16 protein-coding genes are annotated in these 24,740 nt (G+C 69.6%); 7 read left to right on the top strand and 9 right to left on the bottom strand.

All coding sequences use genetic code 11. From position 1 onward, the window contains the following. Positions 1-194 precede the first annotated feature (194 nt). From ABD679_RS04505 to smc, 8 genes are all read right to left on the bottom strand, one after another. Positions 195-5,120, bottom strand: a complete 4,926-nt coding sequence (locus ABD679_RS04505; protein ID WP_344758767.1) for an alpha-2-macroglobulin family protein — start codon at positions 5,118-5,120, stop codon at positions 195-197. Positions 5,121-5,482: 362 nt separating this feature from the next. Further along, positions 5,483-8,080, bottom strand: a complete 2,598-nt coding sequence (gene gyrA, locus ABD679_RS04500; RefSeq protein WP_344758766.1) for a DNA gyrase subunit A — start codon at positions 8,078-8,080, stop codon at positions 5,483-5,485. 483 nt (positions 8,081-8,563) lie between these two features. Further along, on the bottom strand, positions 8,564-9,634 hold the full coding sequence (mtnA, locus tag ABD679_RS04495; protein ID WP_344758765.1) for an S-methyl-5-thioribose-1-phosphate isomerase: 1,071 nt from the start codon (positions 9,632-9,634) through the stop codon (positions 8,564-8,566). A gap of 47 nt (positions 9,635-9,681) precedes the next feature. After that, the gene (locus tag ABD679_RS04490) at positions 9,682-10,263 is read right to left on the bottom strand and encodes a DUF3011 domain-containing protein (protein WP_344758764.1); all 582 of its coding nucleotides are present in this window, start codon (positions 10,261-10,263) and stop codon (positions 9,682-9,684) included. Between the two features lie 97 nt (positions 10,264-10,360). Continuing rightward, the gene (gene epmA, locus ABD679_RS04485) at positions 10,361-11,341 is read right to left on the bottom strand and encodes an EF-P lysine aminoacylase EpmA (RefSeq protein WP_344759128.1); all 981 of its coding nucleotides are present in this window, start codon (positions 11,339-11,341) and stop codon (positions 10,361-10,363) included. Between the two features lie 153 nt (positions 11,342-11,494). Next, positions 11,495-13,879 carry an NAD-dependent DNA ligase LigA gene (gene ligA, locus ABD679_RS04480; protein ID WP_344758763.1) on the bottom strand — a complete coding sequence of 795 codons (2,385 nt, stop codon included), beginning with the start codon at positions 13,877-13,879 and terminating at the stop codon, positions 11,495-11,497. Positions 13,880-14,258: 379 nt separating this feature from the next. Next, positions 14,259-15,008, bottom strand: coding sequence for a cell division protein ZipA (gene zipA, locus ABD679_RS04475; protein WP_344758762.1), 750 nt, complete (start codon positions 15,006-15,008; stop codon positions 14,259-14,261). A gap of 23 nt (positions 15,009-15,031) precedes the next feature. Beyond that, positions 15,032-18,553 (bottom strand): chromosome segregation protein SMC, encoded by a 3,522-nt coding sequence (smc, locus tag ABD679_RS04470; RefSeq protein ID WP_344758761.1) that lies wholly within the window; start codon positions 18,551-18,553, stop codon positions 15,032-15,034. 312 nt (positions 18,554-18,865) lie between these two features. Here smc and ABD679_RS04465 point away from each other — a divergent pair, with 312 nt between their 5' ends. From ABD679_RS04465 to ABD679_RS04445, 5 genes are all read left to right on the top strand, one after another. Beyond that, positions 18,866-19,450 (top strand): hypothetical protein, encoded by a 585-nt coding sequence (locus tag ABD679_RS04465; protein ID WP_344758760.1) that lies wholly within the window; start codon positions 18,866-18,868, stop codon positions 19,448-19,450. A gap of 264 nt (positions 19,451-19,714) precedes the next feature. After that, positions 19,715-20,329: a TetR/AcrR family transcriptional regulator gene (locus ABD679_RS04460; RefSeq protein WP_344758759.1), complete on the top strand. Its 615-nt coding sequence runs from the start codon at positions 19,715-19,717 to the stop codon at positions 20,327-20,329. Positions 20,330-20,348: 19 nt separating this feature from the next. Continuing rightward, positions 20,349-21,275: an alpha/beta hydrolase gene (locus ABD679_RS04455; RefSeq protein ID WP_344758758.1), complete on the top strand. Its 927-nt coding sequence runs from the start codon at positions 20,349-20,351 to the stop codon at positions 21,273-21,275. 127 nt (positions 21,276-21,402) lie between these two features. Then, positions 21,403-22,629: a TraB/GumN family protein gene (locus ABD679_RS04450; RefSeq protein ID WP_344758757.1), complete on the top strand. Its 1,227-nt coding sequence runs from the start codon at positions 21,403-21,405 to the stop codon at positions 22,627-22,629. 17 nt (positions 22,630-22,646) lie between these two features. Beyond that, positions 22,647-23,093, top strand: coding sequence for a pyrimidine dimer DNA glycosylase/endonuclease V (locus ABD679_RS04445; RefSeq protein ID WP_344758756.1), 447 nt, complete (start codon positions 22,647-22,649; stop codon positions 23,091-23,093). A gap of 5 nt (positions 23,094-23,098) precedes the next feature. Here the strand turns inward: ABD679_RS04445 and soxR are convergent, their stop codons facing one another. Next, positions 23,099-23,566, bottom strand: coding sequence for a redox-sensitive transcriptional activator SoxR (gene soxR, locus ABD679_RS04440; protein ID WP_344758755.1), 468 nt, complete (start codon positions 23,564-23,566; stop codon positions 23,099-23,101). A 70-nt stretch (positions 23,567-23,636) separates the two neighbouring features. Here soxR and ABD679_RS04435 point away from each other — a divergent pair, with 70 nt between their 5' ends. Then, positions 23,637-24,194: an NADPH-dependent FMN reductase gene (locus tag ABD679_RS04435; RefSeq protein WP_344758754.1), complete on the top strand. Its 558-nt coding sequence runs from the start codon at positions 23,637-23,639 to the stop codon at positions 24,192-24,194. Beyond that, the gene (locus ABD679_RS04430) at positions 24,191-24,634 is read left to right on the top strand and encodes a hypothetical protein (RefSeq protein WP_344758753.1); all 444 of its coding nucleotides are present in this window, start codon (positions 24,191-24,193) and stop codon (positions 24,632-24,634) included. The genes ABD679_RS04435 and ABD679_RS04430 overlap by 4 nt, the downstream gene beginning before the upstream one ends. Positions 24,635-24,740: the final 106 nt, after the last annotated feature.

The following is a 24,740-nucleotide window of genomic DNA, read 5'->3' as shown; positions in this document are numbered from 1 at the left end:
TCCCGCGCAGGCGGGAACCCGGCGCCTTCAACAGTTTCCGGACTGGACGGGGCAGGAACGGCAAGTCACCGGGCTCCCGCTTGCACGGGAACGGCGATCACGGGCGTGGCGCAGCTTCCGTCGCCGGCCGCCGGCGCGCGGGAAAGCGAGGAAGTGGATCGGCTCCCCGTTCCCCGGTCGCCGATTCCCTGCCCTCACGGCTGCACCACCTGGATGCTCGCCGGCTCCGAGCGCCCCACCCCGCGCAGCTCGGGCCGGTACATGTCCTCGACCAGCGGCGGCGGCGCGGTGTAGGTGCCCGGCGTCACCGCGCGCACCAGGTAGAACACGCGCGCGGCGCGGCCGGCGCGCAGCTTGAGCGCGGCGACGTAGCGGTCCTCGCGGTACTCCTCGTGCAGCACGTCGGCGGCGCGGGCTCTGTTGGTGATCTCGATGCCGTCGACCACCACGTCCGCCCACTGCTTCTCGTCGCCGAGATTGAAGTTCTCGATCTCCAGCCCCGCCGGCAGCAGGTCGGTGAGCAGCGCGTCGGGCATGTCGCGGTCGGCGGTGATGGTGACGCCGACGATGAGCGCCTCGCCTTCCTTGAGCGGCGCCGGCTTCCACGGCTTGCCGTCGGTGCCATACCATTTGCGTTCCACCTTCAGCTGGCTGAAGTCGGCGGGCGGCGCGGTGGCCGGCACGCCGGCGACCTCGAGGTTCGCGTACAGCGGCGGCGTACCCTGCGGGTCGAAGCGCACGCCGCTGGCCAGCGTGTCGTAATCGAACACGCGGCCGACGATCCGGGCGGCATCCTGCGCCTCCTCCGCGTCGCCGATCTTCCAGCTGCCCGAAACGCGCTTGTCCTGCCCGGCCATCAGCGCCTTGCCCACGCGCGCCAGCGCGACCTGCTCCTGCGTACTCAGGTACAGCCAGCGGCTGTTGCGGCGCGCGTCGAGTTCGCGGCCCAGAGTGACGGCCTTCGCGTCGTACTCGGGCTTGGCAAAACCACGCTCGTGGGTCAGCGCGATCATCAGCGCGATGTCGCGCAGCGGGCTGCCGTAATCGCCCAGGTAGCCCGGACGGTCGCCCTTGAACGCGAAGCCCTCGGCGATCGCCTTCTCGCCGCGCGCCTTGTCGCCCTGCAGCGCCAGCGCCAGCCCCAGGTGCACCAGCGGCAGGCCGGTCAGGGTCTTGTCGCGCTCGTTGTCGTAGAGCGCACGCAGGGTCCCCAGCGGCGCACGGTTGACCCGCGCCAGCACGTAGCCGGCCTGCGCCTGGTAGGCGAACTTGAGGTGCGAGCGATGGTCGCGGCCGTAGAACTCGTTGCCGCCGGCCAGCAGGTCCTCCTTGAGCCGGTCCAGCGCCTTCTGCAGCACGTTGTCCGGGACCTGGAACCCGCCTTCGCGCGCGTCGAGCAGGAACTCGACGATGTACGGGGTGAGGTTCGGGCTGATGTCGCTGTCGTCGCCCCACATCGAGAAGTGGCCGGAGCTGACCTGCATCGACGCCAGGCGGCCAAACGCGCCTTCCATCCGCGCCTGCCGTTTCTCGGCGTCAAGGCCGGTCGCACCGAGCATCTTCGCCGTCGCCGGATCCAGCTCCAGTGCGGCGTAGCCCTTGCTGGTCGTCTGCTCGGCGCAGCCGTAGGGATAGTTCAGCGCACCCTGCAGGGCGCTGGCGAACGGAATCGGCGGGATCGCGCTGACCGTCATCCGCGCGTTGATCGAACCGGGCATCAGGCCTTCGGCGAAATCCGGACCCAGCGAGACGGCGGCCAGCTGGTCCAGTACGCGGGTGCGCGCACGCAGCACGCTCGGCCAGGCCGGGCGCACCGGCAGGTCGTAGCGGCGATCGACCTTGAAGCCGTTGCCCTCCACGCGCACGCGCACGTTGGCGGTGCTGTAGCCGGCGCGCGCGGTGAGCGGGAAGCTCAGCGTCGACTTGCCGTCGACGCCGATCTTCGCCTCGCGCGCGTTCTCGCCGATCGACACTGGCCCGATCCCGTCCACGCGCACCTTGAAGTCGCCGGCCTTGCCAGTGAAGTTGGTCAGGTCCAGCGTGACCGTGCTGCTGTCGCCCGGCGCCAGCACGCGCGGCAGGCTGGCCTCGGCCACGATCGGCGCGCGGACGACGGTTTCCAGGTCGCGGTTGCCGTAACGCTCAGCAGAGAACACCAGCGCGGACACCCGCAGCGTGCCGTTGAAATCGGGCACCGGCAGGTCGATGCGCGCATTGCCCTTTGCATCGAGCTTCACCGGCCCCGCGAACAGGTCGACGGTCTGCACCCGCGCGGTCGGCCGCCGCGCCTGCGGCAGCGCCTCGAGCGCCATGTCTCCGCCGAAGCGCAGCCTGGCCATGCCGCCCTCGAAGCTTTCGATCACGCGCCCGTACAGGTCGTAGGCGTCCACGCCCAGCCTGCGCTGGGCAAAGAAGTGCTTGTTGGCGTCCGGAACCGGGAACCGGGTGATGTTGAGGATGCCCACATCCACCGCCGACACCGTGGCGTAGGCCTCCTTGCCCGCGAGTTCGGGCACGCTGACGGTGACGTGCATCGGCTGCTCGGGCCGCATCTTCTCCGGCACCTTGAGGCCGACCGCGACACGGCGCGCCTTGCGGTCCATCGGCACCCAGGCCACGCCCACCGCGCGCGCCGGCGTGACCTTGCTCGGCACGCTGCCGCCGCGGAACACCAGCGCGGTGACATAGACGTCATGGCGTTCCCATTCGTCCGTCACCGGGATCTCGAAGGCACTGCCGCCGGCCTTGACGTCAATGTCCTGCACGTACAGCAGCTTGTCGCTCTCGACCAGCAGCACGCCCTTGCCGGCGTGCGGCGGCGTGACCGTGACCTTGAGCTTGTCGCCCGCCCTGTAGCCGGTCTTGTCCAGCGACAGCTTGACCTTGTCCGGGCGCGCGTCGAGGCCGCGGTTGTCGTCGTTCCAGCTCCAGCCGGCGCGGAACGGGTAGCGCGTGGTCAGTTTCGTGGCCGGGTCGAACACGTCGACGCGGTACTCGCCCCACTCCACCGGGAAGTCGAAGCGCACCGCGGTGGCGGCCGAGTCGATCGTTTTCGTTTCGACGTCCTCGAAGCGGCGGGTGAAGTCATAGTCCCAGCCGTCGTCCTCGTCGTAGTTCCAATGGTAGTCGCGGTGCTCGCGCACCAGTGTGACCTTGAGGCCCTTGCCCGGCCGCGGCTTCGCATCGCTGCCCACGCGCACCAGTTCGAATCGGGCGGTCGCGTTGCTGTCGGCGCCGTCCGCGTCGTCGAACAGCGGGCGCACGCCCACCAGCGCGTCGGCCGGCCACATCACCCGCTTGAGCGAACGGTTGACGCTGCGCCCGCCGGTTTCGTACAGGCTGCCCGACACCACCGCGGCCACCGGCGTGACCGGCTTGGCCTCGGCCGGCAGCGGGATGTCCTGCGCCAGCTTGCCCTTGTCGTCGAGCTTGGTATCGAGCACGTCCTTGGCCTCGCGCGGCAGCTCCAGCGTCGGGTCGCCGAAGAAGTAGCCGGGCAGCTGCTCCAGCGGATGCTGTTCCACCATCACCGCCAGCTTCGCGCTGAAGCGGTTGCCGGCGGCCGGTGCGCCATAGAGGTAGGCGCCGGTGGCTTCCAGGCGGAACGGCTGCCCCGGCTTGAGTACCGCGTCGGCGCTGGCCAGGTCGAGCTTCATGCGCTCCGGCAGGAATTCCTCGATCCGCAGCGTCATGCCCTCGACTGCTTCCGCGCTCGCCGGATCGGTGCGGAATTCCACCCGCCAGCGCCCCGTCGGCGCGTCCACGGGGATGACCTTCTCGAACTGGAAGTAGCCCAGCGCGCCGGGCTCGATCCGGCTTTCGATGAAGGTCTTGCCGTCCGGCTGCTTGAGCCGCACGAACAGCGGCTGCGCCGCCTTGTCCTTCGCCGCGACCGGCTTGCCGTCGTTGTCGCGGAACAGCGCGGACACGCGCACCGTTTCGCCGGGCCGGTACAGGTCGCGCCCGGCCCAGGCGAACACGTCGAACCACGCCGACTCGCGCCCGGACACCGCGAACTCCGACAGGTCCAGCGCCGGCTGGTTGAAGGGCAGCAGCGACACGTCGCTGCCGCGCCGCGCGACCAGCACGTGCCCGGCCTGCAGCTTGTAGTTCAGCAGCGCGTTGCCGTTGCCGTCGGTCTGGCCCTTGAGGAAGGTGTCGCCCTGCGGATCGAGCACCTGCAGCTCCACGCCGCCGACCGAGCCGCCGTCGCGCAGCGAGGCAGTGTGTACGTACAGCTTGTCCTTGTAGGCGCGCGCGTGCAGGCCGATGTCGCTGACGGTGAAGAACGCGGTCTCGAAGCGGTCCTCGAACTGCCCGGAGCGCTTCATCACCGCGAAGTACAGCCCGGGTTCCTGCAGTTCGGCGATGTTCTGCAACGGCAGGTAGGTCAGCGTGCGCTCGTTGCGCTTGCCGCCAAGCACGAAGCGGTTCACGTATACCGACTTTGCCAGCCTGGAAAGCGGCACGTGGTCGCCGTAGTCGCGCTCGAGTTCCCAGCTGCCGCGGCGTCCGCCGCGCTGGTACTCGTTGAAGAACTGCGGCAGCGACTTGTCGTCGACGCGCAGGAACTCGACGTCGACCTCGTCGACGTTGACCGACACCACCGGCAGCCCGCGCGATTCCTTCGCCGGCAGCACGCTGCCCTGCGAGGCGAAGCCCACCGCCGGGTCAAGCTCGCCGGTGAAGACCTCCTGTTCGATGTCCTTGCCGATCTTCGATCCGTCCGCGGCGGTCAGATCGCCGGAAATGCGCAAGGTGAACGTCTGGTTGGGCTTGACGTGCGGGTAGCGCAGCACCTTGCCGGAATCGTCCAGCGACCAGCTGCTCGGCTCGGCCATCGGCTCTGCGAAGGTCAGCAGCTTGTCGAAATCCTGGGTGCCGACCAGCGGGCGGGAGAACTCCAGCGCGATAGCCAGCGAGTCGCTGCCCTGGTCCGGGAACGCACGCACCAGGCCGAAGCCCTCGATCTCCGCGCGCTCGGCCTTGATCGGCTCGCCGCTCGGCTCCGGCATCTGTCCGTGCGGGCTGCGCTTGCAGGCCACCAGGCCGATGGCCAGCAGCAGTATGAAAGTCCATTTGGCCACGGCCGCGGCCACCACGAAGTCGCGCTTGCGCATGTCAGGTCCATCTTCCGGCTCGCCCCGAGTATATGACGGCTATCCGGGCTTTTTGGGGGCGTCCTGCGGTGGCCGTGGTCCTCCTGCACGTACCGGGACAATCTCGTTCGCAGGCTTCAAAGGAATGGTAGCTTCGGTTTGATGCCCGGGCGCGGGTGCGGATGGCCCCGGGGCGCCGCCTCCCCCTGGATTTCGCCTCCGGGCCATCCGCACCCGCGCTGCAAGCTGCGCTGGCTGCCGCACGGGAAGAAACTCGTCTTCCAGACAAGCCCGCGATCGGGTGCTCCCGGAATGGGAAGAAGAACCAAGGAAAAGGCCCGGCGAACCGGGCCTTCCCTTGCATCCGCATCATCCGGCAGGACTCAGTCCGCCGGCGGCGGTGGCGCCTGCACTTCCACTTCCGTGCCGACTTCTTCCCCGACTGGCTCCTCGCCCAGCGAGGCATCGACGCGCTCGATCGCCTGCAGGGTTTCGTCGGGCGCCAGGCGGATCAGGGTCACGCCCTGGGTGTTGCGGCCGACCTGCGAGATCTCCGAGGCGCGCGTGCGCACCAAGGTGCCACCGTCGGAAATCAGCAGCACTTCGTGGCTGTCCGACAGCTGGATCGCACCGACCAGCTTGCCGTTGCGGGCAGTGGTCTGCAGCGCGATCACGCCCTGCGTGCCACGGCCCTTACGCGGGTATTCGGATTCGGGCGTGCGCTTGCCGTAGCCGCGCTCGCTGGCGGTGAGGATGTCGCCTTCGCCGTCGACCACGATCAGGCTCACCACCTCCTCGCCCGGCGCCAGCTTCATGCCGCGCACGCCGGTGGCGGTGCGGCCCATCGGGCGCACGGTGCTGCCGGCGAAGCGCACGGCCTTGCCGTTGCTGGCGAACAGCATGATGTCGCGGTGGCCGTCGGACAGTTCCGCGTTGACCAGCGCATCGCCCTCGGCGAGGTTGATCGCGATCTTGCCGCGCTGCAGGCGGTAGGCGTACTCGGTCAGCGGGGTCTTCTTGACCGTGCCGTTGCGGGTGGCGAAGAACACGAACAGGTCCTCGCTGTATTCGCGCACCGGCAGCACGGCCTGCACCTGCTCGCCTTCCTCCAGCGGGATCCAGTTGATGATCGGGCGGCCGCGCGCGTGCGGGCCGGCCTCGGGCAGCTGGTGCACCGGCAGCCAGAACACGCGGCCGGCACTGGTGAAGGTCAGCAGCGTGTCGTGGGTATTCACCAGCCACAGCTGGTCGATGAAATCCTCTTCCTTGGTCGCCGCCGCGTTGCGGCCGCGGCCGCCGCGCCGCTGGGCGCGGTAGGAACTGACCGGCTGGCGCTTGGCGTAGCCCGAGTGCGACAGCGTGACCACCACGTCTTCCGGCGCGATCAGGTCGAGGATGTCCAGGTCTTCCTCGCTGGCGCGGATCTCGCTGCGGCGCGCATCGCCGAACTCTTCCCTGACGTTGCGCAGCTCGGTGCGGATCACCTCCAGCAGCACGTCCGGATCCTCGAGGATCTCGATCAGGCCGCGGATGGTGTCGAGCAGCAGGCGGTATTCCTCGGTCAGCTTTTCCTGCTCCAGCCCGGTCAGGCGATGCAGGCGCATCTCCAGGATCTGCTGGGCCTGGGTCTCGGTGAGCTGGTAGCGACCGTCCAGCAGGCCGACGCCGGACGGCAGGTCCTCGGGACGCGAAGCCTCCGCGCCGGCGGCCTCCAGCAGCGTACCGACCAGGCCCGGCGCCCAGGTGCGCGCGAGCATGCGTTCGCGGGCTTCGTTGGGATTGGCCGAGGTCTTGATCAGCTCGATCATCTCGTCGATGTTGGCCAGCGCGACCGTCAGGCCTTCCAGCACGTGGGCGCGCGCACGCGCCTTGCGCAGCTCGAAGATCGTCCTGCGCGTGACCACCTCGCGGCGGTGGCGGACAAAGGCCTCGAGGATCTGCTTGAGGTTCAGCAGCTGCGGGCGACCGTCGACCAGCGCCACCATGTTGATGCCGAACACCGACTCCATCTGGGTCTGCTGGTAGAGGTTGTTGAGCACCACCTCCGCCGAATCGCCGCGCTTGACCTCGATGTAGATGCGCATGCCGTCCTTGTCGGACTCGTCGCGCAGCTCCGAGATGCCGTCGATCTTCTTTTCCTTGACCAGCTCGGCGATCTTCTCGATCAGCCGCGCCTTGTTCACCTGGTACGGGATCTCGGTGACGATGATCGATTCGCGGCCATTGTCGGCCACCTCGACCTCCGCCTTCGCGCGGATGCGCACGCGGCCGCGGCCGGTGCGGTAGGCCAGGTGGATGCCGCCGACGCCGTTGATGATGCCGCCGGTGGGGAAATCCGGGCCCGGGATGTGTTCCATCAGGCCGTCGATGTCGATCTGCGGGGCGTCAATCAGCGCGATCAGCGCGTCGATGACCTCGGACATGTTGTGCGGCGGCATGTTGGTGGCCATGCCGACCGCGATGCCCGCCGAGCCGTTGACCAGCAGGTTCGGGAACCGGGTCGGCATGACCGACGGCTCCAGTTCCTTCTCGTCGTAGTTGGGCTGGAAGTCGACGGTTTCCTTGTCGATATCCGCCATCATCTCGTGCGCAAGTCGCGACATGCGCGCCTCGGTGTAGCGCATCGCCGCGGCGGAGTCGCCGTCGACCGAACCGAAGTTGCCCTGCCCGTCCACCAGCATGTAGCGCAGCGAGAACGGCTGCGCCATGCGCACCAGGGTGTCGTACACCGACTGGTCGCCGTGCGGGTGGTATTTACCGATCACGTCACCGACGATGCGCGCCGACTTGTAGTACGGCTTGTTGCTGTGCGCGCCGAGCTCGTTCATGGCGTACAGCACGCGGCGGTGGACGGGTTTCAGCCCGTCGCGCACGTCCGGGAGGGCGCGCCCCACGATCACGCTCATGGCGTAATCGAGGTAACTGCGGCGCATCTCGTCCTCGAGATTGACGGGAATGATTTCCTTGGCGAGCTCGGCCATCTGGACTCTTTTCGGTATGGATCGGAAGCGCGCCGGGCCGCTCGCGGAATCGGTCCGCGCAGGCGCCAGCACAAGGGCGGAATTCTATCACGAAACACCCCATCGATGCTCGCGGATTTCCACGTGGAAACAAGGAGTTGCGGGGTTTTTTCAAGGGCGGCGCGAATGCCTTGCGAAGGACCGCCTTGAACCACCGATCACGGATGCGTGGCGGCGGACCGGAAACCGGCGTGCGAGCATCCATCGAAGGTGGTCACGCGCTCAGCGCACGAAACGCTGTTGATCCTGCCTTGATTCCGGGAGCAGAAAAGCAGCTCGCTGCGCTCGCACCCTCATCCGCCCTTCGGGCACCTTCTCCCGCAAGCGGGAGAAGGGCTGGGGCGCGCGCAGCGCCGTGACGGTGCAAAGACGCCTCGCTTCGCGCCACTCCATCCTTGCGGGGCGGGATGCTCCTCCGCAATCGGGACAGGCACCTGGATGGAATTAGCCGAACATCGCCCGCATCGAAGCCTCGTCCGGCTGCTCCACGATCCCCTTCTCGGTCACGATCGCGTCGATCAGTCCGGCCGGGGTGACGTCGAACACCGGGTTCCAGGCACGGATGCCCTCGGCCACGGTGCGGCTGCCGGCGACGCCGAGCAGTTCGGCCGGATCGCGCTCCTCGATCTCGATCAGGTCACCGGACGCGGTGTCCATGTCCACCGTCGACGACGGCGCGACGACCATGAAGCGCTTGCCGTGGTGGCGCGCGGAGATCGCCAGCTGGTAGGTGCCGATCTTGTTGGCTACGTCGCCGTTGGCGCAGATGCGGTCGGCGCCGACGACCACCCAGTCGACCTGCCCGTCCCGGATCAGGTGCGAGGCGGCGGCGTCGGCGATCAGGGTCGCGTCGATGCCGTCCTGCTGAAGCTCCCAGACGGTCAGGCGCGAGCCCTGCATCCACGGCCGCGTCTCGCCGGCGAACACCCTGTCGATCCGCCCCTGCGCGACGCCGGCGCGGATCACGCCCAGCGCCGTGCCGAAGCCGGCGGTGGCCAGCGAACCGGTGTTGCAGTGGGTGAGCACGCCGGAGCCCGGCGCGATCAGGCCGGCGCCCAGTTCGCCCATGCGGCGGTTGGCGGCCAGGTCTTCGGTCTCGATCGCGCGCGCCTCGGCTGCGAGTACGTCGCGCCAGTCACGGCCCGCACCGGCCAGCGCGCGGCGCATCCGCGCGAGTGCCCACGCCAGGTTGACGGCCGTCGGCCGCGCGGCGTTGAGACGCTGCAGCGCGGGTTCGATCAACGCCAGCGCGGAAGCGCCGTCTTCGGCTTCGATATCGCTTGTCGCCAGCACGGCACCCCATGCGGCCGCGATGCCGATCGCCGGCGCGCCGCGCACGGCCAACGCGTGGATGGCCGCGGCGACTTCGTCGCTGGTGGCACAGCCGAGGTACTCGACCTCGAAAGGCAGGCGACGCTGGTCGAGCAGTTCCAGCATCTGCCCGGTCCAGCGGATCGGGCGGATGCGGTCATGGCGCGCGTAATCGATGGCGGGATTTGCGGCAGGCGTTTCCATCACGACAGTCTACCGGGGCCGGCGCGACATCCCGCGCGCGCCGCGCGTCAGCGAACGCTGAACTCCGCGCGGCAGCCGCCGCGCACCCAGATGCCGCTGCGGTCCCAGCCCCAGTTCTGGCCGTGCACGCAGCGCGTGCGCGAGAGCTGCCGGGTGATCTGGACGCCGCTGCGCACGGACACGTTGCAGCGGCGGGTCTTCCTGTCGTTGGATTCGCAGCGCACGGTCTGTCCGTGGCCGCCGCCGACGCCCGGCCGCGTGCCCGGGCCGGGGCGGTAGCCGCCGCGGCCGGTCACGAACTCGCCGCGGCAGCCGTTCGACACCCACACGCCGCGGCTGTCGTAGCCCCAGCTGGAGCCCTGGATGCAGGCGGCCTTCGACAGCTGGCGCTCCAGCTGCACGCCGCCGCGCGTGTTGATCGTGCAGTGGCGGGTCCGGCGGTCGTTGGATTCGCAGCGGATCCGGCCGCCGTAATTGTTCGAGGGATGGCGGTTGCCCGGGTATCCGCTGTTGCCGGGATAGCTGTTGCCGGGGTATCCGCTCTGGTAATCGCCCGGGAAGCCGTATCCGACGCAGCCGGCCAAGCTGACGACCGCGATGGAGACAAGGAACCGGATGACGTTCTTCATGGCATACCCCTCGTTGCGAACGGGACAGAATCTACCCTTTCCATGTGAACGAAAGCGCGAAAGCGGGCATCGTCGTTGACACGGCGGCCCGGCCCGTTCAGGCGCGCGTAAAGTCGAACGCCAGGACGTCGGCGATCGCGCCGGTGCCCAGCATCGCCATCAGCAGGCGGTCCACGCCCAGCGCGACGCCGGCGCAATGCGGCAGGCCGTGGGCAAGCGCGTCGAGCAGGCGTTCGTCGATGGCCGGCAGCGACAAGTCGCGCGCCTGGCGGACGCGGTGGTCGCGTTCGAACCGGGCACGCTGTTCATCGGCATCGTCGAGTTCGTGGTAGCCGTTGGCCAGTTCCAGCGGGCCGAGGTACAGCTCGAAGCGTTCAGCGACCGGCGGTTCGCCATCCTCCGAAGCGCGGATGCGCGCCAGCGCGCACTGCGAGGCCGGGTAGTCACGCATGACCGTGATCGTGTCGGGCGACAGGCTCGGCTGGATGCGGTGGGTCATCAGCAGGTCGAGCCAGTCGTCGCGGGTCAGGCCTTCGGGATCGATGGCGATCTCGCCGAGGGCGGCACGCAGTTCGTCGTCGGACGCGAGCATCGGATCCAGGCCGAGTTCGCGCAGGTACAGCTCGCGGTAGGTGACCGGTTCGACGCTGGCGTCGCGCCCCACCAGGGCCAGCGCCATGCGCACCAGCTCCGCCGTCTCGCTGGCCAGCTGTCCGTGGTCCATGCCCAGGCGGTACCACTCGAGCATGGTGAATTCGGGGTTGTGGCGGCGGCCGGCCTCGCCGTCGCGGAACACGCGACCCAGCTCATAGCAGTCGCCAATCCCGGCGCAGAGCAGGCGCTTGAGCGGGTGCTCGGGCGAGGTGCGCAGCCAGCGCGTGCGCGGCCCGCCGTCGGTACGGCCGGAAAACTCCAGTGCGAACGAGGCGATGTTGGGTTCGGTGTTGCCGGCCTGCGACATGACCGGCGTTTCCACTTCCAGCACGCCGCGCGCGGCGAAAAAGTCGCGGATCGCGGCATTGAGCCGCGCCCGCAGGCGCAGCGCGGCGTGCGTGGCGGAGGGCTTCCAGTCACGCATCGCGCGCGCCCGCAAGGCGTTCTTCTTCGCAACGGATTTTTGTGCCACGGATCAAGTCCGTGGCAGAACTGCTTCGCTGTCGAACCTTCCGCAACCTGCGGAACTGACCGCGACCGGTCTGCGCGCAATCGCGGACATGGCCGCTTCCACGGGTCATGACTGTTCCGCGAGGAATGCGAGCAGCCGCGCCTCGTCCCAGATCTCGATGCCCAGCTCCTCGGCCTTGGCGAGCTTGCTGCCGGCGGCTTCGCCGGCGACGACGAAGGAGGTCTTCTTCGAGACGCTGCCGGCGGCTTTCGCACCCAGGGCTTCGAGTTTCTCCTTGGCTTCGTCGCGGCCCATCGCGGCCAGGGTGCCGGTCAGGACGACGGTCTTGCCGTCGAGCGGACCGGCCCTGGCCGTGTCGCCGGCGGGCAGCAGCGCGCGCAGCCGCTGCTGCGCCTGCGCGCTGCGCAGCAGCAGCGTGGCGTTGGCCTCGTCATCCAGCCACGCGACCAGCGCATCGGCGGTCTCGGACGGCAGGCCGGCGATGACCAGGTTGTGCGCCGATGCATCCAGCACCGCCTGTGCATCGGCGAACGCCGAGCCCAGCTGCGCGGCGCGCACCGGGGTGATCTTCGGGATTTCGAGATCGACCAGCAGCGTGGCCAGGTCCAGCATGCCGCCGAACTTCGGGTTCGGCGCGTGTTCGTCGCCGATGCGCACGCCGCGTTCGAGCAGTTGGTCGATCACCTGCTGGTTGCCCGGCTGGTCGAGGAAATGGCCGAGCGCACGCGCCACCTCGCCACCGATGTCGGGCACGCGCTTGAACAGCGGCCACGGCGCGTGGCGGATGAGGTCGAGGCTGCCGAACCACTGTGCCAGCGCCTTGGCCGTGCTTTCGCCCACGTGCTGGATGCCCAGCGCGTACAGGAACCGCGCCAGCGTGGTGTCGCGGCTGTGGTCGATGGCGGCGATCAGGTTCTCGGCCCATTTGGTGGCGACCTTGCCGGCCTTGACGGTTTCCGGCGTGGTCCCGTCACGCTCGTCCGCCTGCCGCTTCATCTCCAGCAGGTCGTCCAGTGTCAGGCGGTACAGACCCGCAACCGAATCCAGGTAGCCGAATTCGCCCAGCGCCTCGATGTAACGCTCGCCCAGCCCGTCGACGTCCATCGCGCGGCGGCTGGCGAAATGGAACACCGACTGCGTGCGCTGCGCAGGGCACGACAGCTCGCCGGTGCAGCGCGCGACGGATTCACCCTCCTCGCGCACGATGTCCGAACCGCAGACCGGACAGTGCGCGGGCATCGCCCACGGCGCCGCATCCGGCGGTCGCATGCCCGGCACCACGGCGACCACTTCCGGGATCACGTCGCCGGCGCGGCGCACGATCACGGTGTCGCCCACGCGCACGTCCAGGCGCGCGACCTGGTCGGCGTTGTGCAGGGTGGCGTTGGTGACGGTGACGCCGCCGACGAAGACCGGCGCGAGCTTCGCCGCCGGCGTGGCCGCGCCGGTGCGGCCGATGTTGACGATGATGTCCTCGACGACGGTGGTCTGTTCCTGCGCGGGGAACTTGTGCGCGATCGCCCAGCGCGGGGTGCGGCCGACGAAGCCCAGTTCGCGCTGCGCGGACAGGTCGTCGACCTTGTAGACCACGCCGTCGATATCGAACGGCAGGCCATCGCGCTGCGCGCCGATCTTCGCGTAGTAGGCAAGGCAACCCTCGGCACCGCGCGCGGTACCCGCGAGCTTGCTCACCGGGAACCCCCACTCGCGCAGCCTGGCCATCACTTCCGAATGGCGCGCCGGCATCGTCGCCCCCTCGACCACGCCCAGCGCGTAGGCGTAGAACGCCAACGGACGCTGCGCGGTGACGCGGGGGTCGAGCTGGCGCAGGCTGCCGGCGGCGGCATTGCGCGGGTTGACCAGCGGCTTGACCTTGCCGTCGGAGGCACGCGCCTTCTCGTTGTACTTCTCGAAGCCCGCGCGCGGCATGTAGACCTCGCCGCGCACCTCCAGCACGCGCGGCCAGCCCTTGCCGCGCAGCTTCAGCGGGCCATCCTCGTTGCTTCCGCCGCGCAAGCGCAGCGGAACGGCCCGGATCGTGCGCAGGTTGGCAGTGACGTCCTCGCCGGTCTCGCCGTCGCCGCGCGTGGCGCCCTGCACGAACACGCCGTCCTCGTAGCGCAGGCTGATCGCCAGGCCGTCGAACTTCGGCTCCACCGAGAACACGGTGCCGGACACATCGAGCCGCTGCTCGATCCGGCGCACGAATTCGCCAACTTCCCCGTCGCTGAAGGCGTTGGCCAGCGACAGCATCCGCTCGGCGTGCCGGACCTGCGCGAACGCGCCTGACGGCGCCGCGCCAACGCGCTGGGTGGGCGAGTCCGGCGTGGCCAGCGCGGGATTCGCGGCTTCCAGCGCCTCGAGTTCGCGCATCAGGCGGTCGTACTCGATGTCCGGAATGTCCGGGTCGTCGAGGACGTGGTAGCGGTAGTTGGCGTCGTCGATCAGCTGGCGCAGTTCAGCGACGCGGGCGGCGGCTTTGGCGGGCATCGGGGAATTCTATGGCACGTGGCCGGGACCTGTGATGGCCGTGGGCGCGGCTTCAGCCGCGAGCGTTCGAGGACCCGGAAGTTGGAAAGTCGGGAAGTCGGGAAGCCGAAAGCCGAAAGCATAGGACTGTCATCCCGAGCGCAGCGAGGGATCTGCTTCATCATCCGCGCCATGCCGCAAGCAGATCCCTCGCTGCGCTCGGGATGACATGGCTTTCCCTGGCAGAGGGCTTTCCCTGGCAGAGGGCTTTCCCTGGCAAAGGGCTTTCCCTGGCAAAGGGCTTTCCCTGGAAAAGGGCCCATGGGGTTTGCTCTTGACTCGTCGACCAACCTACGCCGCATTCAAAAGCTCGCGGCTGAAGCCGCTCCCACAAGACCGGTTACCAGCGCGGCGAGCGGGTGATCGGCGGCGCTTCGTGCTGGCGGTCGTAGGTGCGCAGCTCTTCGCGCAGGTGGGCGATTCGCTGGCGTCCCAGGGCGTTGCGCGACTCGTCCAGCACCACGCCGTCGAGCAGTTCGGCCATGCGACGGGCGGTCGGCTCCATGGCCTCCCAGGCGTCGAGCGCGTTGATCGGCGCCGGCAGGGTCAGGAAGAACGCGATGGCCGGGGTTTCCAGCGACTGGATCTCGGCCATGTCGAAGCTGCCGGGCTTCATGATGTTGGCAACGCTGAAGATCGGGCCGCGTTCGGGGTGGCCTTCGACCAGGCGGTGGAACACGTTCATGTGGCCATAGGTCAGGCCGGTCTTCTCGGCGGCGACCACGATGTCCGGGCCGCGCAGCGCGCTGCCGGCCTTGGCGGCGATGTACAGGGTCACGATCTTGTCGAAGTCGTCGTTCTGGCGCCGGCCGACCTCGCTGGCCGCCATCGCCGCGGTGCTGCCGACGGCGCGGTCGAGCAGCTCCATTTCCGCCTGCACGACGTTCTCGCCGCTGCCGTCCTCCGGCGCCTGCGCCAGTTCGCTCTCGATCTGCGCGCCCAGCGTGGGTTCGGCGCGCGCGCCCTTGCCTTCCGGCCGCAGGCGGCGGCCCTGCCCCGGCTTGCGCGGGCGGCCGAAGAAATAGATGGCGGCAATCAGGACCACGCCTGCGACGAGGATCCCGAGGCGCAGCAGCCAGGCGTCTGACATCGTGCGGTTCTCCTATCGGTGGCTCAGGCCGCGCCGGCCAGGCGCGCGGCTTCGGCAAGGTCGACGGACACCAGGCGGCTCACGCCCGGCTCGCGCATGGTAACGCCGGACAGCTGCTGCGCGGCCTCCATCGTCGCCTTGTTGTGGCTGACGAACAGGAACTGAACGTGCTCGCTCATCTCCGAGACCATCGCGGTGAAACGGCCGACGTTGGCTTCGTCGAGCGGGGCATCGACCTCGTCGAGCAGGCAGAACGGCGCCGGGTTGAGCTGGAAGATCGCGAACACCAGCGCCACCGCCGTCATCGCCTTCTCGCCGCCCGACAGCAGGGTGATGCTGGACACCCGCTTGCCCGGCGGGCGCGCCATGATCGCCACGCCGGTGTCGAGCAGGTCCTCGCCGGTGAGCTCCAGATATGCGTGGCCACCGCCGAACAGCCGCGGATACAGCTCCTGCACGCCGGAATTGACCCGGTCGAAGGTGTCCTTGAAGCGGCCGCGGGTCTCGCGGTCGATCTTGCGGATCGCGTCTTCCAGCGTTTCCAGCGCGGTGGTGAGGTCGGCGTCCTGCGCGTCGAGGTATTCCTTGCGCTGCGCGGCCTCGGCGTGCTCGGCGATCGCGGCCAGGTTGACCGGCTCCAGCCGGCGCAGCTTTGCATCGAAATCGGTGACCATCTTCTCCCACGCGGACACTTCGGCGTCCCCGGCGAGCCCGTTGATCACGTCCTCGAGCACGAACCCGGCCTCGGCCACCGCAGCCGACAGCTGCTCTGCGTGGATCACCAGCGCCTGCTGGTCGAGCTTGCGCTGGGAGATCGCCTCGCGCTGGGCGAGTGACTGCTCGTCGCGCTGGTGGCGGATCTGTTCGAACTCGCGCAACTCGTTGTCGATGCCTTCCAGTGCCGCGCGTGCGGTGGCCAGTGCGTTCTCGGCGACCACGCGCTGCTCCAGCGCGGCCTGTCGCTGCTGCTCCAGTTCGGCGGCCGGGTCGGCGTCGCCGGACGACAGTTGCGTGGACAGCTCGCCCAGGCGGCTGTCGAGCTGGCCGCGCTGGCTGCCCATGCGTTCGAGCGACTGCATCAGCGCCGAGGCCTGGGTGCGCTGGGATTCGAGCGTCAGCGCCAGCGCGTGCGCGGTTTCGCGCGATTCGCGGGCCGCCGTGCGGGCGGCGTCGCGGGCCTCGACCAGGCTGCGGCGCTCGGCTTCGAGCGATTGCCGGGTGTTCTCCAGCTCGGCCATGCGCGACACGGCGTCCTCGAGCCTGGTGCGCGCCTCGCTGGACTGCTCGCGGCTGCTGCCGAGGGTTTCGGCCAGCTGTTCGAGTTCGGCGTCGATCCGGGCGATGCGGTTGCGCGCCGATTCCAGCCGTCCCTGCTGGCTCTGCAGCTGACCGGCCAGTTCGGACACGCTGCGGTGGGCCATGTACAGCCCGCGCTGTGCGTCCTCGCGCTGCTGCTCGGCGGCGAGCAGGCGGTCGCGCCAGGCGGCGATGCCGCGCTCGAGCTCGTGCTCGCGTTCCTGCAGCGTCTCGATCTCGACCCGCAGCGACTGGATCTCGCGTTCGCGCAGCAGCGCGCCCTGCTTGGCCGCGCCCGAGCGCAGCACCCGCACCCAGCCGGCGCCGAGGCGCTCGCCGTGGCGGGTGATGACCGAATCGCCCTCGCCCAGCCGCGCCTGCAGCGCACGTGCCTCGTCGAGGGTTTCAGCCACGTGCAGCCGGCCCAGCAGGCGACGGATCGCCAGCGGTCCCTGCACCTTGGCCGCGAGCGAGGTGGCGGCGAACTCGGCGCTGCCCCCGCTTTCATCGGCATGCGCGGATGACACCAGGGCAAGACGGCCCTCGCCGAGGTCGCCCAGCGCCTCGACCAGCGCCTCCGGGCTGTCGACCAGCACGCCCTCGATCAGCTGCCCGAGCGCGCCTTCGACGGCATTTTCCCAACCGGCTTCGACCTCCAGCCGCTCGCCCACGCGCGCGGCCGAATCCAGCCCGCGCTGGCGCAGCCATTCCACCGCCGCGCCCTGCTCCTGGCCGAGCGCGGCGTGCTGCAGGGTTTCCAGCGACGACAGCCGGCCGCGCTTTTCCTGCGCCTGCTTGCGCACTTCCGCCAGTTCGGTCTGCGCGGTGCGCTGCTGGTCCTGCAGTTCGGTGACGGCCTGCTTGCGCTGCTCGAGCTGCTCGTTGAGGGTGTCGAGCGAGGCCTTCTGCTCCTCGTGCTGCGTCTCGATGCCGGCGAAGGCTTCCGCCAGCGCTTCCAGGTCGAGCGCACCGCGTTCGGTGGCCAGTTGCTCGCGGCGGCGGTCGGCGTCGAAGGCCTGGCGGTCGAGGTAATCCACGCGCGTGCGCTCGACGTCGCCGGCGCGCGCGGCCTCGGCCTGCTCGCGGGCGTGCGCGTCCTGGCGCTGCTGCCAGTCCGCAAGCGCGGCTTCGGCATCGCGCAGCGCGTCCTGGCGGACGCCGTCCTCCTCGCGCAGCTGTTCGAGCCGCGGCTCGGCGTCGAGGATCGCCTCCTGCAGCACCTGCAGGCGCGCCTCGTCGCCCTGGATGTGTTCGCCGATCTCGGCCAGCGCGGCCTGCGCCTCGTCGCGGGCGCGCTGCAGGCGCTGCGCCATCTCGCGCTGGTGGGCGATCTGTTGTTCGATGCGGGCGAGGTTGCCGCCGACTTCGTAGCCCGCGGCCTGCGCCTTGTTCAGCGCTTCCATCGCTTCTTCGCGGCGCACGCGGCCGGTCTCGATCCGGGCCTCGGCCTCGCGCTGTTCGGCGATCAACTGCTGCAGGCGGGTTTCCTCCTGCGACAGGCCTTCGCGCAGCGCTGCGAGCTTCTGGTCCAGCGCGCGGTACTCGAGCGCCTTCCACTCGGCGTCGCGGATCTTCCGCTCGGCCTGGATCTGCGTGTACTGCTCGGCCTGCCTGGCCTGCCGCGCCAGGTGCTGCAGCTGCTTGCCGACCTCGTCGCGCAGGTCGGTCAGGCGGTCGAGATTCTCGCGGGTGTGGCGGATGCGGGTCTCGGTTTCCTTGCGCCGCTCCTTGTACTTGGAGATGCCGGCGGCCTCCTCCAGGTACACGCGCAGTTCCTCGGGCCTGGCCTCGATGATCTGGCTGATCATGCCCTGCTCGATGATCGAGTAGCTGCGCGGGCCCAGGCCCGTGCCGAGGAACAGGTCGGTGATGTCGCGCCGCCGGCACTTGCCGCCGTTGAGGTAGTAGGTGCTCTGGCCGTCGCGCGAAACCGTGCGCTTGACCGAGATCTCGTTGAACGCTGCGTACTCGCCGCTGATGGTGTGGTCGGCGTTGTCGAAGATGAGCTCGACGGTGGCCTGCGACACCGGCTTGCGCGCGGTGGAGCCGGAAAAGATCACATCCGTCAGCGAATCGCCGCGCAGGCGGCTGGCCGAGCTTTCGCCCATCACCCAGCGCACCGCGTCGATGATGTTCGACTTGCCGCAGCCGTTGGGGCCGACCACGCCGGTCATGTTGGTCGGCAGGTGCAGCGTGGTGGGGTCGACGAAGGACTTGAAACCGGACAGCTTGATCGTGGACAGGCGCATGCGGCGGTCGGAATGCCTCGGCGCGGCCCCGCGGTCGGGACGGCGTTCGTGATGGAGAACCGGGATTCGATTCCCGCGTCAAGTCATTGATTCGACGTGACGGGAAGTCGAAAGATGAAATCGACGCCCGAGTATAGCGGCCGCAGGCCGCTTGCAAACGGCGCCGGCCGCGGTGGTGGCGCCGGCAACGCCGGGTGGCAGTCGGCGCCCGTTCCCGCCGTTGTTCGACCTGTCCGGCGCCGATTGCGTCGGGGCCGGGCGAAGGGCCGGAGGCTGCCCGCATCGCGGGCAATGGATGCAGGGAGATCGGAAATGGCCACACGTCATCTGAAAATCGTCGCAGCGATGGCGGCGTTGCTGGTCATTGCGGTCGCGCTGGCCACCTGCCGCGGCGCGCCCGAGCCGGAGGGGCCGCCGGTTGCGCCCGCTGCTTCGACCGGCCCGGGCGCCGGCGGCAATGCCGGTGCAGGCCAGACAGCAGAGCCGGGGGCAGCAATCGAACTCACCCCGGCCCTGCTGGAAGCGTATGCGAAGGGCCTGCGCAAGGAGGTCGAGATCATCCGCCGTCCGGGCCGCGGTACGCACTACGGCGTGACGGTCTCGAAGTACGGCGAAGAGGGCCCCGAGGTGGTCAGGGCCGCGGGCCTGTCCCACGAGGACTACCGGGCGGTGCAGGACGTGGTCGACCGCGTGTTCACGACGCTCAACTTCCAGGGAAAGATCGGCCCTGCCCGCAGCATCGACCTCGAGAAGGCCGATCCCGTGTGGCGGGAGCGGCTGGCGGGCGACCCGTTCGACGAACTGTCGCCGGCGTCGGCGAAGGCACTGCGCGACCACATGGACATCCTGGTGCCGCCGTGGAGCGAGATCGTCGAGATGACGGCGTTGAACGATTAGCCATCGCCATTGCCATCCCGTCGCTTTCACCTTTGCCCTTTGCCGGCAGGAGCGGCTTCAGCCGCGAGATTTTCGGCCCCGCGGAGATCCAAAGCTCGCAGCTGAAACCGCTTCTATCAGGTTCAATGGCTTTTCTTGAATCAATGATTTGCAATCTATTTCAATAAGATAAAACATATATTTAATGATATAGATTATCTCTGGACGACATACACGCAGACGAACGGTCGCACCTGATCGAACGATCGTGCTATTTTCAGATCCATGTCCAGCCTGACCGCCACCCCCAAGGGCGTCGCCACCCGCGACAGCATCATTGACCGGGCCTATGCGATCGCCTGCGCCAACGGGCTGGAAGGCCTGTCGATCGCGCCGCTGGCCGAAGCGGTCGGCATGTCCAAGAGCGGCGTGTTCGCGCACTTCGGTTCGCGCGAGGGGCTGCAGCTGGCCGTGCTGGATGGCGCGGCGGAGCGGTTCGGCAATGCAGTGCTGGTCCCTGCCCTGTCGCGGCCGCGCGGCCTGCCGCGGCTGCGGGCGATCATGCACAACTGGTTCGAATGGGTGCGCAGCACCAGCGGCGGCTGCGTGCTGCTGGGCGCGGCGACCGAGTACGACGACCGCGACGGCCCGCTGCACGACCGCGTGCTGCACAACGACCGCCGCTGGCGCGATGTGCTGCACCGGACCATCGAACAGTCCGTCGAAGCCGGGCACCTCGCCCCCGGCGACGCCGACCAGCGCGTCTTCGAGCTGTACGCGATCGCCCTGGCGGTGCACCACGACGCCGGGTTCTACGGCTTCGAGACCGCGCGTGCGCACGGCGAAACAGCGGTCGACCGCTGGGCCGGCCTGCACGCGCCCACCCACACCTCCCCCTGACTCGACCAGGTACTCCCCCATGTCCACGGCATCGCCTTCGATTAGCACGATCGTTCGATTCAATCCGAAACTCGCCCTGCTCCGCACCGGCTTCCGCGTCGGCGCGTGGCTGCAGCCGCGGCGCACGCTGGAGCGCGCCGGCAACCTCTTCAGCACCCCGCTGCCCAGCACCCGCAGCCGGGCGCTGCGCGCCTCCAGCGGCGGCGCTGTGGAGGAGGCGCTCGACGTCGGCGGACGCCGAATCCACACCTACACCTGGGGCGATCCCGCCTCGCAGCCCTGGGTGCTGCTGGCCCACGGTTGGTCCAGCCACGGCACACGCTTCCTGCCCTGGATCGCGCCGCTGCGCGAGGCCGGTTACGCGGTGGTCGCCTTCGACCAGCCCGCGCACGGGCGCAGCGAGGGGCGACGCAGCAACCTGCCGGAGTTCGTGGACACGCTGGCGGCGGTCGCCGGGCGGCACGGCCCGGCCGCGGCGGTGCTGGGGCATTCGCTGGGTGGCGCGGCGGTGACGATCGCGATGGCGCGCGGGCTGCACGCCAACCGCGCGGTGCTGATCGCACCGGCTGCGGACCCCGTCGCCGCGGCGCAGCGGTTCGCGCGCGTGATCGGCCTGCCGATGCGGCTGTGCCGGCGGATGGTGGCGATGTTCGAGGCGATGGTTGGCGCGTCGTTCGACGAATTCCAGGCCCAGCGCAACGCGCCGCGGATCGGCTGCCCGGCGCTGGTCGTGCACGACCTGTGCGACCGCGAGGTGCCGTGGGAGGAAGGCGAGCGCTACGCGCGGTTCTGGCACGGGTCGCGGCTGCTGAGCACGCACGGCCTGGGCCACAACCGGATCGTGGACGACCCGGCCGTGATCAGCGCGGTGCTGGGCTTCCTGCGCGGCGAGGCGGTGGGCCAGCGCGTCGTCTCCACCACCGCCCTGCCCTACGGCATCGCCTGAACCGCGCGGCGGCACGCTTTGCGGGCGGGCGCCGCGAGCGACTATCCTGCCCGCCCCCGTCGTGGCGATGCCGTGGCGCCCTCCAGACCACACGCGGCCGGACGCACGCCGCTGACGCATCGCATCGATGACGACCGAAACCGAAACCACGCCGCACGCCGCCCCGGATCCCCTTGCCAGCCAGCCGCACGCCATCGTCGAACGCGACGGCGTGCGCTACACCCTGCTCGGCACCGCCCACGTCTCGCACGACAGCCTCGGCGCGGTGCGCGCGGCGATCGACGGCGGCGCCTACGACGCGGTGTCGGTGGAACTCGACGCGCAGCGCATGCAGGCACTCAGCGATCCCGACGCGCTGGCGAAACTCGACCTGGTCAAGGTGCTTCGCGAGGGCAAGGCGGCGCTGTTCGCGGCCAACCTGGGCCTGGCCGCCTACCAGCGCCGGCTGGCCGAGCAGCTCGGCATCGAGCCGGGCGCGGAGCTCAAGGCCGCGGCCGTCGAGGGCAAGGCGCGCGGCCTGCCCGTGCACCTGGTCGACCGCGAGGTCGGCACCACCTTCAAGCGCATCTCGGCGCGGCTGGGCTTCTTTGGGCGCATCCGCCTGCTCAGCGGCCTGCTGGCCGGGCTGCTGGTCGACGACGAGGTTGGCGAGGACGAAATCGAGAAGCTCAAGCAGGGCGACATGCTCGAAGCCAGCTTCGGCGAATTCGCCAGGCAAAGCCCGGCCCTGTACGAAACCCTGATCGACGAGCGCGACCGCTACATGGCCGCGCGCCTGCGCGCGACCAGCGGCGAATCGCGCAACGTGCTGGCGGTGGTCGGCGCCGGCCACCTGCAGGGGCTGGCCCGCTACCTGCGCGAGGAAACCCGCGACCCCGACACGATCTGCGAGGAACTCGACGCCGTCCGCAAGAAAAAGAAGGTGCCGTGGTTCACCCTGGCGATCACCGCGCTGGTGCTGGGCGGCATCGCCTGGGGCTTCTGGCGCGGCGGCTTCGAGCTGGGCGCGGACCTGCTCCAGCAGTGGGTGCTGTACACCGCGGGACTGGCGGCGCTGGGCTGCGCGATCGCCGGCGGCCACCCGCTGAGCATCCTGGCAGGCGCCATCGCGGCGCCACTCAAGCCGTTCCGGCCCGGGATTCCCTCGGGCATGTTCAGCGCGCTGGTCGAGCTACGCATCCGCAAGCCGGCCTACGGCGACTTCCTCGCCCTGCGCGACGACGCGCAGACCGTGCGCGGCTGGTACCGCAACCGGGTCACGCGGGTGGTGCTCAACTTCATCCTCACCAACCTGGGCACCGGCATCGGCGTGTGGCTGGCGGGGCTGCGCATCGTCGGCAAGCTGCTCGGCTGAGCGCCCCGGCAGGACGCATGCGCCTGTGGTCGCTCCATCCCGGTTACCTCGATCGCCAGGGCCTGCTGGCGGCCTGGCGCGAGGCGCTGCTGGCGCGCGCGGTGCTGCGCGGCCAAACGCGCGGCTATACCCGGCATCCGCAGCTGGAACGCTTTCACGCACATCCGGCGCCGCGGCTGGCCATCAGCGCCTACCTGGCCGGCCTGCATGCCGAGGCCACTGCGCGCGGCTATGCATTCGACCGCGGCAAGATCGGGCCGCTGCGACCGGTGCCGCCGATCGCGGTGGCCGACGGCCAGCTCATGCGCGAATGGGCGCACCTGCTGGCGAAGCTTTCCGTGCGTGACCCGCAGCGGCACGACCGGCTGCAGTCGCTGCAGCGGCCGCGCTGCCATCCGTTGTTCCGCCGCGTCCCCGGCCCGGTGGCATCGTGGGAGCGCGCACCGGACCCACCCGCGGGCTGACGCACTCATTCGCCCGGATCGAGCAGGCGCGAACCACGCCCCTCCCTGGCTGCCACGTCGCCGGGATTGCGCAGCGGACACTCCTTCAGCGACAGGCAGCCGCAGCCGATGCAGCCATCGAGCTGGTCGCGCAGGCGCAGGAGGTGTTCGATGCGGTCGTCCAGCTCGGCGCGCCACGCGGCGGAGAAACGGCGCCAGTCGGCGGCGGTGGGCGTGCGGTTGTCGGGCAGCGAGTCGAGCGCCTCGCGGATCGTCGCCAGCGGCAGGCCCAGCCGCTGCGCCGCCTTGATAACCGCGACCCTGCGCAGCACGTCGCGCGGGTAACGACGCTGGTTGCCCGCGGTACGCAGGCTGTGGATCAGCCCCTTCGATTCGTAGAAGTGCAGCGCCGATACCGCCACGCAGCTGCGCGCGGACAGTTCGCCCACGCCGAGTTCCGCGTGCAGCGCGGGCTTCGTTGCCTTGCCAGCCATGGATGCCTTGACCTCAAGTAATGTTGAGGTTTTACCCTGCATGCCGACTTCATGCAACGAGTGACGACACATGCGCGACTTCCCTCCCCTGCGCCTGGCCGTGGTCTGCGGCAGCACGCGCGAAGGCCGCTTCTGCGACACGGTCACCGAATGGACGCTGTCGCGGATCGAGCAGGCCGGTGGCTTCGGAATCGACGTGGTCGACCCGCGGCGGCTGGGCGAGGCCGGCGGCCCCGAGGAACTGGCCGCACGGCTGCAGCGCGCCGATGCCTTCATCGTGGTCACGCCCGAATACAACCACGGCTACCCGGCCCCGCTGAAGGCGCTGATCGACGCCGTCGGCCAGCCCTGGCAGGCCAAGCCGGTGGCGTTCGTCAGCTACGGCGGCATCTCCGGCGGCCTGCGCGCGGTGGAACAGCTGCGGCAGGTCTTCGCCGAGCTGCACGCGACCACCCTGCGGGACTGCGTGAGCTTCGCCGACTCGGCCCGGCGCTTCGACGCCGGCGGCGCCTTGCTCGACCCCGGGGCGGCGGAAGAAGCCATGCGCGTCCTGCTCGCGCGGCTGCGCTGGTGGGCGCGTGCGCTGCGTGCCGCCCGCACGGAAATCCCCTACGCGGAGGCCGCATGAAACGCAGCACGCACAAGACCGCAACCGGCGATGCCCATCCGCGCGTCCACATCGCGGACGGCTTTCCGCATGTCGAAGCAGCAGACGGCCCGGTCATGGTGATCGACACTTATCTGCCCCGACCCGGCCTGCGCGGCGCATTCCTCGCCGAACTGGCCGAAGAGATCCACCGCAGCGGCCATAACGGCGTGGGCGGCGACAGCCGCGTCTACCGGTCGCTCGACGGCGAGGCGGTGGTGGTCGTCACCGAATTCCACTCGCGCGCGGAGAAGAGGCGCTGGCGCGGCAGCGAAGCCTACTGCGCGCAATTGCAGCGCCTGCGTCCGCTGCTCGAGCACGCATTGACGCGGACCTGCGAGCCGGTGGCTGCGAATGATGCGCCCGATTCAACGCTGATGCGGCCGGATCGACACGCAGGATTCGCACGGGAATCCTGCTGACCCCGGGATTGCGCCCCGCCTCTCCAGGCGTTGCTGTTGCCGTTGTTTTTGCTCTTGGACTTCGGGGCCCTTCCGAAGCGGCGGAGCCGGCGGATCAGACCCGACG

Source organism: Luteimonas lutimaris, assembly GCF_039537065.1.
Lineage (GTDB): Bacteria > Pseudomonadota > Gammaproteobacteria > Xanthomonadales > Xanthomonadaceae > Luteimonas > Luteimonas lutimaris.
The sequence above is the reverse complement of the archived record's forward strand: the minus strand, read 5'-3'. Positions and strand labels throughout refer to the sequence as shown.